Source organism: Sphingobium sp. D43FB (assembly GCF_002312805.1).
GTDB lineage: Bacteria > Pseudomonadota > Alphaproteobacteria > Sphingomonadales > Sphingomonadaceae > Sphingobium.
Map to the genome: position 1 here is coordinate 1 of NZ_NMUA01000096.1, position 2,627 is coordinate 2,627.

The 2,627-nt window shown below is 61.1% G+C and carries 2 protein-coding genes; both read left to right on the forward strand.

Annotated elements, in window-relative coordinates:
* Window positions 1-179: 179 nt before the first annotated feature.
* Window positions 180-1,733, forward strand: a complete 1,554-nt coding sequence (gene istA, locus SxD43FB_RS23245) for an IS21 family transposase (RefSeq protein ID WP_096064130.1) — start codon at window positions 180-182, stop codon at window positions 1,731-1,733.
* A gap of 15 nt (window positions 1,734-1,748) precedes the next feature.
* On the forward strand, window positions 1,749-2,489 hold the full coding sequence (istB, locus tag SxD43FB_RS23250) for an IS21-like element helper ATPase IstB (RefSeq protein WP_096064131.1): 741 nt from the start codon (window positions 1,749-1,751) through the stop codon (window positions 2,487-2,489).
* The last annotated feature ends 138 nt before the right edge of the window (window positions 2,490-2,627 follow it).

Sequence of the window (2,627 nt, forward strand, 5' to 3'; positions counted from 1 at the left end):
GGTGCGTGTTTCGCAAATTCCCGGACACGGATTTCGGTAATTCGCGGACAGTGATTTCAGTAAATACGGGACAGCGATTCCGCTAATTCCGGGACAGTGGTTTCGGGCGGGAATGAGGTTCGTTTTTCGGGCGCGCCGGAGTGGCATTGAGTCCTTTCATCAAGGTGATGGGAGGGAAGATGCCAAGACGGAAGCAAGCGAGACGAACGAACGTGAAGGACATGCGATCGATTCTGCGCCTGACCTATGATCAGGGGCTATCAGTACGGACAGTGTCGGAGCGATTGAAGCTCAGCAAGACGACAGTATCGACCTATGTCCTGCGTGCACGCGAAGTGGGCCTTTCCAGCTGGCCACTGCCACCGGGATATGACGATGATGCGGCTCTTGAGCAGCTTCTCTTTCGCCGTGTCGGGCGGCCTCCGCAGGATCTGAGCGAGCCGGACTGGCCGGTGGTTGCGCGCGAGATCAAGCGCAAGGGTGTGACGCTGACGCTGCTTTGGCAAGAATATCGCGCCGGGCATCCCAATGGCTATGGCTATACCTGGTTCTGCGATCGCTTTGCGGCCTTCCAGAAGTGCACCCATGCAAGCTTCCGTAATCGGCATGAGGCGGGTGCTGTGATGCAGACCGATTATGCAGGTCATACAGTGCCGCTGATCGATCCATCGACCGGGGAAATACACCAGGCGCAGATCTTCGTGGCGGTTCTGGGGGCTTCGTCGCTGACGTTCGTGATGGCCAGCCTGAGTCAGAAGCTCCCCGACTGGATCGAAGGCCAGGTTCAAGCGCTGGGTTACTTCGGCGGGGTAGCCCGCGCCATTGTCTGCGACAATCTGAAAGCCGGGGTGGCGAAGGCGCTGTGGTTCGAGCCGACGCTCAACCAGACCTTTGCAGCGATGGCGGATCATTACGACACGACAATCTTGCCGACCCGCAGTCGTCGTCCACGCGACAAGGGCAAGGTCGAAGGGGCCGTGTTGATCGTCGAGCGCTGGATCCTTGCGCGACTGCGCAACCGGCGCTTCTTCACCCTTGCGGACCTGAATGCGGCGATCGCCGTGTTGCTCGAGGATCTGAATGATCGACCGATGCGCCATGTGGGGCGATCGCGCCGCGCGCTGTTCGAAGAGATCGAGCGGAGCGCCCTTGCGCCGCTCCCGGCAGCGCGGTTCGAATATGCCGAGTGGAAAAGGGCCAAGGTCCATCCCGATTATCATGTCGAGGTCGACAAGACCTTCTACTCGGTCCCGCACCGGCTGATCGGGCGGCAGGTCGATGTCCGGCTCACCCACAGGGTGGTCGAGTTGTTCCACGATCACCAGCGGGTGGCGAGCCATGTCCGGCGGTCCCAGCGCCGGGGCCATGTGACGGTGAGCGAGCATATGCCCAAGGCCCATCAGCGTTATGCCAACATGACGCCAGCCAGCCTGATCGGCAAAGCCGACCAGATCGGCGTCAACGCGGCGATCCTGGTCGAACGGCTGATGCGCGACCGGCCTCATCCTGAACAGGGCTATCGTTCGGCGATGGGCGTTCTGTCGCTGGCCCGGCGCTACGAGCGGGACCGGGTGGAAGCATCATGCGAACGCGCGCTGATCATCAACGCGGTCTCCTACTCTTCGGTCGCCGCGATCCTCAAATCCGGGCTCGACCGGATCAGGCCGGCGACCGAGCCGGCACGACCCACGCCTGCGCACACGAACATCCGTGGCCGGGGCTATTATCAATGAAGAAAGGAAACTCCCATGTTGAACAATCCCACCCTTGATCAGATGCATGCGCTTGGCCTCGCCGGAATGTCCGCCGCGTGGCGCGAGATGACCGCACAAGGCAGCGGCGAGGATCTTGCCCGCGAGGAATGGCTCGGGTTGATGCTCGACCGCGAAATGGCGGTCCGTGCGGACCGGCGTCTAGGCAACAAGCTCAGGTCCGCGCGGTTGCGCTTTGCCGATGCCTGTATCGAGGACATCGACTTTACCGCGCACCGCGGGATGCACCGCCGCGCTATCCTGTCGCTCGCGCAAGGGGCGTGGCTCAAGGCTCATGAGAATCTCATCATTACCGGCCAGACCGGAACCGGAAAAACATGGTTGGGTTGCGCCTTTGGGCGGCAAGCTGCCCGGCTCGATCATCCGGTTCTCTATATGCGCATGCCGCGCCTGTTCGACGCGCTCGCTCTTGCACGCCTCGACGGCAGCTTCCCGCGTCTGGCAGACAGGCTGGCGCGGGTCGAACTGCTTATCCTCGATGACTGGGGCACCCACTCGCTGAGCGATCAGCAGCGGCTCGATCTGCTCGAAATCTTCGAGGAACGCTATCGGCGAAAATCCACGCTGATCACCGCCCAGCTCCCTGTGACCGCCTGGCACGACATGATCGGCGAACCCACCATCGCCGATGCCATACTCGACCGGATCATCCACAATGCCCACCGCATCACCCTCGAAGGGGACAGCATGCGCAAGCAAAAACCACCTCAGGCTTGACCTCAAAGCAAAGCCGCGCGATCAGCCAACCCGACTTCAACAAGGCAAACGGAAAACACACCTCCAGCTGTCCCGGAATTAGCGAAACCGCTGTCCGCGATTTAGCGAAACGAATGTCCCGTTTTTACGAAATACGCA